Here is a 7,571-nt window from a genome sequence, read left to right as displayed (position 1 = left end):
CAAGGTTGCTCCTACAGCGAACTGCCGTCCCTGTAGGAGCAGCCTTGTGCTGCGAAGAGGCCAGCACAGAAATAAAAATATTTTCCATTTGGCACTGCAAGTTCCTGCACGCCAGATCGTCGTAGTGGGACTGATCAGCAACCCATTCTCATTTACGACTTGTCAGGAAGCTCATTCGTGCCTCTGATGCTCAAGCCTTCGCACCGCCGTCGCGGTCCACTTCACCATGCCCTGATGTCCTGCAGTGCCCTGGCCATGCTGGTCGGCCCGCTGCAGGCGTTTGCCTCGACCGCCACCGAACAGGCCCAGACCCAGGCCCGTCAGGTCCAGCTCGACCTGCCGGCCCAGTCGCTGGACCAGGCCCTGACCACCTTCGCCGACCAGGCCGGCCTGCACCTGCTGTACACCACTGGCGACGTCGCCGGCCAGGCCAGCCCGGCCTTGCAGGGCAGCTACAGCATCGAGCAGGCCCTGCAGCAGTTGCTGGCCGGCAGCGGCATGAGCTGGCACTTCAGCGACGCCCGCACGGTGACCCTGCGCAAGGCCGACGCCGCGCCGCAGGCGGTCAACCTCAAGCCGATCGAGGTCAGCGTGGCCTCGCGCACCAGCACCGCGATCAGCGAAATCCCCGGCACCGTGTGGGTGGTCGACCAGCAGCAGCTGCGCGAGCAGATCGATAGCGGTGTCAGCCTGAAGGAAGCCATCGGCAAGCTGGTGCCAGGCCTCGACCTGGCACCGGAAGGGCGCACCAACTACGGCCAGAACATGCGCGGGCGCAACGTGCTGGTGATGATCGACGGGGTCAGCCAGAACAGCTCGCGCGGCCTGTCGCGCCAGTTCGACAGCATTTCGCCGTTCAATGTCGAGCGCGTCGAAGTGCTGTCTGGCGCCAGTGCCATCTACGGCGGCGGCGCCACTGGCGGCATCATCAACATCGTGACCAAGAAGGGCGAACCCGGCCCGGCGCGCTTCGAGACCCAGCTCGGTGCCAGCAGCGGCTTCAACAACAGCGATGACCTGGCCACCCGCTTCGCCCAGTCGATCAGTGGCGGCAACGAGCGGTTCAACGCCCGGCTGGGGGTTTCCGGCGAGCAGAACGAAGCCTTCTACGACGGTGCCGGCGACCAGATCTTCATCGACAACACCCAGACCGACCTGCAGTACAACCGGACCATCGACGTGCTCGGCACTTTGGGGATGCAGCTGAACGACCAGCAGAGCCTCGACCTGTTGGCTCAGTACTATGACTCGGGCAACCACGGCAGCACCGGCATCTACTTCCCCAACCTGAACTACAACGCCCCCTCCGACCTGGAAGACGCCGAGCTGCGCAGCGGCTACTCGTCGGACCTGGAGCCGCGCACCCGGCGCCTGCTGCTCAACGCCAACTACCACCACACCGACGTGCTGGGCCAGGACTTCTACCTGCAGGCCTCGTACCGCAAGGAAGACGACAACTTCTACCCGTTCCCGTACTACAACCGCGCCACGCCCACCGGCTCGCGCGGGGTGTACTTTGCCGCCTCGCAGCAGAACTTCGAAGTCACCAGCCTCAAGGGCCTGTTCGCCAAGCAGTGGGACGCGCTGAAGCTGACCTACGGCGTCGACCTGGACCGCGAGCGCTTCAACGCCGAGCAGACCACCTTCAACGCCCAGACGTCGTCCGAGTCGGGTGGCCTGGAGCTGGAAAAGGAAAGCAAGGCCGCACGCTACCCCAGCTACCGGGTCGATGGCGTGTCGGTGTACGCCCAACTGGACTGGCATGCCACCGATAACCTGACCCTGTCCGGCGGCGCCAGGCGCCAGCAGATGGACGTGGACGTCAGCGACTTCAAGGGTGTGCCCGGTGGCAGCAACGATTACCAGGTCAACCTGTTCAACGTGGGTGCCATCTACGACTTCAAGAATGGCCACCAGGTATGGACCAACTACGGCGAAGGCTTCGACTTGCCCGACCCGGCCAAGTACTACGGCAAGCCCGGCCTGAGCGTGGCCGACAACCCACTGGCTGGCATCAAGAGCCGCCAGGTGGAGCTGGGCTGGCGCTATGCCGACCTGGACTGGGATGCCCAGGCGGCGCTGTACTACATCTGGTCGGACAAGATCATCAACGTCGATTCGCAGACGCTGACCATCAATGTGGAAGACCAGAAAAGCCGCGACTTCGGTTTTGAAGGCGCTTTGACCCGGCACTTCCAGACCGGCTGGGAAGCCGGCGGCACCCTGCACCTGACCCGCTCCGAGGAAGAGGACGCGGATGGCGGCTGGATCAAGCGCGATGCCCGCTATGCCTCGCTGTCCAAGGCTACCGCTTTCGTTGGCTGGAAGGGCGATGGCCGCAGTGCGCGGCTGCAGGCCAACCATGCCTTCAGCCTGAAGGACGATGCCGACCACGAGATCGACGGCTATACCACCTTCGACCTGCTGGGCAGCCAGGACACCGGCTTCGGCACCTTCAGCGCCGGCATCCAGAACCTGCTGGACAAGCAGTACAGCACGGTCTGGGGGCAGCGTGCGACGCTGTTCTACTCACCGACCTACGGGCCGGCGTACCTGTATGACTACCAGGGGCGCGGACGTACCTACACCCTGACCTGGAGCATGGCTTACTGATGGGTGTTGTCTGTCCCGGCCTCTTCGCGGGTAAACCCGCTCCCACAGGTACGGCGCAGGTCTCAAGATGTGTGCGATCCCTGTGGGAGCGGGTTTGCCCGCGAAGAGGCCGGTTCAGGCAAACGCCGCCAGCAAATCCTGCGCAAACGCCTGCTGTGCCTCGCCAACCGCCTGCGCCCGGTGCCTGGCCAGGGTAAACGGCACCACAAAGTCCAGCCCAGGGTCCAGCGCCCACAACATCCCCTCAGTCTCCCACCCCTGCGCGCAATGGCATGGCAGATAGCCAATATGCCGCCCCGACAGAATGAACGTCAGCACGCTCTCGATCTGCTCCGCCACCGCCATGCTGCGCTGGCTCTGGAACGGCTCGCCGCCCTTGAGCAACCGGTACGGATGGCGCACCTGGTCCATCGCCAGCAACCGCTCCCGCCCAACGCCAGCCTCACCGAACAGCACATGCCCCTTGCCGCAATACAGCCGTTGCCGCTCCTCGAACAGCGGCTGGTAATCGAAGGCTGCCTGGTTGCCGGAAAAGTAGCTGATGGCGTAATCCAGCCGCTGTTCCAGCAACAACCGCTCCAGCTCTGCCGGTGGCGCACTGATCAGCTCCAGCTGCACCGCCTCCTCGCGCCTGCGAAACGCCGCAATGGCCGCTGCCAGCTTCAGGCTTACCGCCTTGTCCTGGTTCTCCGCCATGCCTATGCGCACGGTCCCCAGCAGCCGCCCGGCAACGCCATTGGCCTGCTGGCGAAACTGTTCGATGTTCAGCAGCAACCCACGGGCGGCGTCCAGCAACAACGCGCCTTTTTCCGTCAGGTGAAAGCCACCCTTGCCGCGGCTGCACAGGCGGTAGCCCAGCCGCGCTTCCAGCTGCGCCATGCGCTGGCTGATGGTGGGCTGGCTCAGGCCCAGCACGCCTTGTGCGGCGCTGAAGCCCCCGGCCTCGACTACAGTGACGAACAGCCGCAGCAGCTGCAGGTCGGGGTCGTGAACTTGTCCGAGCATTACATTGCTCCTGATGAATGTCAGCTTTGCAAACTTGCCATTCCTGCAATGTAACCCGGCTGGCATGCTCGCGGCATCCACCCATTTGCCGAGGTGTCCGCCATGCGTCGATCGTTGTGCCTGCTGTCCCTGGTCCTGGCCTTGCCGCTGCAGGCTGAAGAAAAGGTCGTCAACCTCTACAGCTGGGCCGACTATGTCGCCCCGCAAACCATCCAGCGCTTCGAGCAGGAAACCGGCTACAAGGTGCGCTACGACACCTTCGACACCACCGAAGTGCTGGAAACCAAGCTGCTGACCGGTGGCAGCGGCTATGACGTGGTGGTGCCGTCGTCGGCGGTACTGGCCCGGGCGCTCAAGGCCAACGCCCTGCAGCCGCTCGACCCCCAGGCCATGCCCGGCTATGCCAACCTCGACAAGGATCTGCTGGCCAAGCTCGCCGAGGCCGACCCCGGTAACCGCCATGCCGTGCCCTACACCTGGGGCACCCTGGGCCTGGGGGTGAATGTGGAGGCGGTGCGCCAGCGCCTGGGGGATGTGCCGCTGGACAGCCTCGACCTGCTGTTCAAGCCCGAGTACGCCAGCCGGCTGAAGGACTGCGGCATCGCCATGCCCGACTCGCCGCAGGAGGTGATCGGCGTGGCCCTGAATTACCTGGGCAAGGACCCTTACAGCCAGGACAAGGGCGACCTGGCCGCCGCGCAGAACCTGCTGAGCCAGCTGCAGCCGTCGATCAGCTACGTCGCCAATGGCCGGCAGATCAGCGACCTGGCCAACGGTAGCGTGTGCCTGGCGCTGACCTACAACGGTGATGCGGCGATGGCCGCCGACCAGGCGCGCCGCGCCGGCAAGCCGTTCGAGCTGATCTACCGCATCCCCCGCGAAGGCACGCTGGTGTGGCAGGACAACCTGGTCATTCCCAAGGATGCCCCGCACCCCGAGGCCGCGCGGGCGTTCATCACCTTCATGCTCAAGCCCGAGTCGGTGGCCGCGCTGACCAACACGCTGTTCTTCGCCAACGCCAACCAGGCGGCCACGCCGCTGGTGGACGAAGCGGTGCGCAACGACCCGGACATCTACCCGCCGGCCGCGGTGCGCCAGCGCCTGTATGCCGACCGCAGCATGGCCCTGGCCGACCTGCGCCAGCGCAACCGCCTGTGGACCGCGTTCCGCAGCCGCCAGTAACCAATAACGACAAAGGAGCCCGACCGTGGAGCAAGCCGCGAACAACGACCAGGCCATGACCCGCGACAGCCTGTATGGTACCGCTGCGGAAAGTACCTACGCCGGCATTACCAGTTTCTCTCGCCGCCGCTACAGCCGCGACCTGCGTGGCGTCGACGTGGTGGTCAGTGGTGTGCCGTTCGATACTGCCACCAGCAACCGCCCCGGTGCGCGCTTCGGCCCGCGGGCAATCCGCGCCGCCTCGGTGCAGCAGGCCTGGGCCCGGCACTGGCCCTGGGCGTTCGACCCGTTCGACCACCTGGCGGTGATCGACTATGGCGATTGCGCCTTCGACAGCGGCACCCCGCAGTCGGTCCCAGACAGCATCGAGGCCCATGCCACGCATATTCTGCAAGCAGGCTGCGCCATGCTCACCCTGGGTGGCGACCACTTCATCAGCTACCCGCTGCTCAAGGCCCATGCCCACCGCCATGGCCCGCTGGCGCTGATCCATTTCGATGCGCACAGCGATACCTGGCCGGACGAGGAAGGCCAGCGCATCGACCACGGCACCATGTTCTGGCACGCCGCCCGCGAAGGCCTGGTGGACCCGGCCAGCTCGGTGCAGATCGGCCTGCGCACCACCAATGACGACAGCCAGGGCTTTGCCATCCTCGACGCCCGCCAGGTGCACCGGCAGGGCACCGAGGCGGTGATCGCGGCGATTCGCCAGCGGGTGGGCGAGCGGCCGGTGTACCTGACCTTCGATATCGACTGCCTCGACCCGGCCTATGCGCCCGGTACCGGCACACCGGTGTGCGGCGGGCTGAGCACGGTGCAGGCGCTGGAGATCCTCGGCGGGCTGCGCGGCATCAACCTGGTGGGTATGGACCTGGTGGAGGTGGCGCCGGCCTATGACCATGCCGACATCACCGCGCTGGCCGGGGCCACGCTGGCGATGGAAATGCTGTGCCTGTATGCGGCGCGGCACAAGGTGGACAAGGGGCAGTAACCTGGGGCCGCTTTGCGGCCCATTCGCAGCACAAGGCTGCTCCTGCAGGAAGCAGCCTTGTGCTGCGAATGGGCCCATACTGAAACATCAGGAATCATCTCCACCCGCATTCACACTTTTGCCGCGAACCCTTCGCGCCTTAGGCTATCAAACCCACCAGGCGCGGCATTTTCGTACAGGAGGTGAAGCATGACCCCAACCTTGCCCATCCTGGCCCTCGGCCTGGTGCTGTGCCTGCCCGCGCAAGCGGCACCCGCGCCGCCATTGCAACTCGCCGCCGGCAACAACAACCCCTACAACAGCCCGATCCAGCGTGCCAACCCCAACAGCCGCCAGGGCAGCATGCCGGCTGCACCACCCGTGCGCGGCCCGTCCACCGACCCGTACCAGCACACGCCCACCCTGGACAACCGCGGCATCGGCAATGGCGACAACCTGCGCCGCCAGCAGCAAACCCCGAACCTGGAGCCAACCCGACCACCCCGGGGCAACCCGCGCGCGCCATGAGCGCCCTACGAAAGGAATCCTGCATGCTTCGAGCACCCTGGCTGGTAACCTTGACCGCCGCCGCACTCCTGCCCCTGCTGGCGCAGGCGGCGGCCGAACAGCAGTTTCGCAGTGAAGAAGGCAGCCTGACCGTCAGCACAGTGGCCGACGGCCTGCGCAACCCCTGGGCCCTGGCGTTCCTGCCTGGCGGCAAGGACATGCTGGTCACCGAGCGCGCCGGCAACTTGCGGGTGGTCAATGCCGAAGGCAAGGTCGGGCCGCCGATCAGCGGTGTGCCCAAGGTCTGGGCCGAGGGCCAGGGCGGCCTGCTGGATGTGGTGCTGTCGCCGGAGTTCGCCAAGGACCGCACCGTCTACCTGTCGTATGCCGAAGAGGGCAGTGACGGCAAGGCTGGTACGGCGGTCGGCCGTGGCCAGTTGTCCCAGGACCGCGCCCGGCTGGAGAACTTCAACGTCATCTTCCGCCAGCAGCCCAAGCTGTCGGAGGGCAACCACTTCGGCTCGCGCCTGGTGTTCGACCGCGACGGCTACCTGTTCATTGCCCTCGGCGAGAACAACCAGCGCCCGACCGCCCAGGACTTGGACAAGCTGCAAGGCAAGATCGTGCGTATCTTGCCGGACGGCGAAGTGCCCAGGGACAACCCCTTTGTCGGCAAGGACAACGTGCGGCCGGAGATCTGGTCGTTCGGCCACCGCAACCAGCAAGGCGCCGCACTCAACCCCTGGACCGGCAAGCTGTGGACCCACGAGCACGGCCCGCGCGGTGGCGACGAGATCAACATTCCCGAGCCCGGCAAGAACTATGGCTGGCCGATTGCGACCCACGGCATCAACTACTCGCTGCTGCCGATCCCCGAGGCCGAGGGCAAGCATGTGCAGGGTATGGTCGACCCGCACCATGTATGGGAGAAGTCGCCGGGCATCAGCGGCATGGCATTCTACGACAGCCCCACGTTCAAGGCCTGGGACCATAACCTGTTCATTGGCGCGCTGGCCACTCAGGAGCTGATCCGCCTGCAGCTGGATGGCGACAGAGTGGTGCATGAAGAGCGTTTGCTGGGGGAGCTGAAGGCGCGTATCCGCGATGTACGGGTGGGGCCGGACGGTTACCTGTATGTGCTGACAGATGACAAGGACGGCGCGTTGCTCAAGGTAGGCCTGGGCGACGGCACCTGACACAGTACAGTACTTGTGGGAGCGGGGGGGGGGGGGGGGGGGGGGGGGGGGGGGGGGGGGGGGGGGGGGGGGGGGGGGGGGGGAGGGGGGGGGGGGGG

6 protein-coding genes are annotated in these 7,571 nt (G+C 65.9%); 5 read left to right on the top strand and 1 reads right to left on the bottom strand.

Annotation, left to right across the window (positions count from 1 at the left end; genetic code table 11):
* The first annotated feature begins 186 nt into the window (after positions 1-186).
* Entirely contained in the window at positions 187-2,613 is a 2,427-nt protein-coding gene (locus tag ACK1U9_RS25370; protein ID WP_046615890.1) for a TonB-dependent receptor, read from the top strand.
* A gap of 114 nt (positions 2,614-2,727) precedes the next feature.
* Here ACK1U9_RS25370 and ACK1U9_RS25365 read toward each other — a convergent pair whose 3' ends face one another.
* Positions 2,728-3,618 (bottom strand): LysR family transcriptional regulator, encoded by an 891-nt coding sequence (locus tag ACK1U9_RS25365; protein WP_046615891.1) that lies wholly within the window; start codon positions 3,616-3,618, stop codon positions 2,728-2,730.
* Positions 3,619-3,720: 102 nt separating this feature from the next.
* Between ACK1U9_RS25365 and ACK1U9_RS25360 the strand changes: the two genes are divergently transcribed.
* From ACK1U9_RS25360 to ACK1U9_RS25345, 4 genes are all read left to right on the top strand, one after another.
* Positions 3,721-4,800 (top strand): polyamine ABC transporter substrate-binding protein, encoded by a 1,080-nt coding sequence (locus ACK1U9_RS25360; RefSeq protein WP_108481850.1) that lies wholly within the window; start codon positions 3,721-3,723, stop codon positions 4,798-4,800.
* A 25-nt stretch (positions 4,801-4,825) separates the two neighbouring features.
* A complete protein-coding gene (speB, locus tag ACK1U9_RS25355) occupies positions 4,826-5,791 on the top strand; it encodes an agmatinase (RefSeq protein WP_046615893.1) in 966 nt (321 codons plus the stop codon).
* 189 nt (positions 5,792-5,980) lie between these two features.
* Positions 5,981-6,298, top strand: coding sequence for a hypothetical protein (locus tag ACK1U9_RS25350; RefSeq protein WP_108481849.1), 318 nt, complete (start codon positions 5,981-5,983; stop codon positions 6,296-6,298).
* A gap of 23 nt (positions 6,299-6,321) precedes the next feature.
* Positions 6,322-7,473, top strand: a complete 1,152-nt coding sequence (locus tag ACK1U9_RS25345; protein ID WP_046615895.1) for a PQQ-dependent sugar dehydrogenase — start codon at positions 6,322-6,324, stop codon at positions 7,471-7,473.
* Positions 7,474-7,571 lie beyond the last annotated feature (98 nt).

It is taken from the genome of Pseudomonas sp. XP1 (assembly GCF_053557675.1).
This window is presented reverse-complemented; position numbering and strand designations above follow the sequence as displayed.

Bases quoted from the DNA above. Each gene is read 5' to 3' on its own strand.
- ACK1U9_RS25370 (WP_046615890.1), top strand. From the start codon at position 187: ATGCTCAAGCCTTCGCACCGCCGTCGCGGTCCACTTCACCATGCCCTG.
- ACK1U9_RS25365 (WP_046615891.1), bottom strand. From the start codon at position 3,618: ATGCTCGGACAAGTTCACGACCCCGACCTGCAGCTGCTGCGGCTGTTC.
- ACK1U9_RS25360 (WP_108481850.1), top strand. From the start codon at position 3,721: ATGCGTCGATCGTTGTGCCTGCTGTCCCTGGTCCTGGCCTTGCCGCTG.
- ACK1U9_RS25350 (WP_108481849.1), top strand. From the start codon at position 5,981: ATGACCCCAACCTTGCCCATCCTGGCCCTCGGCCTGGTGCTGTGCCTG.
- ACK1U9_RS25345 (WP_046615895.1), top strand. From the start codon at position 6,322: ATGCTTCGAGCACCCTGGCTGGTAACCTTGACCGCCGCCGCACTCCTG.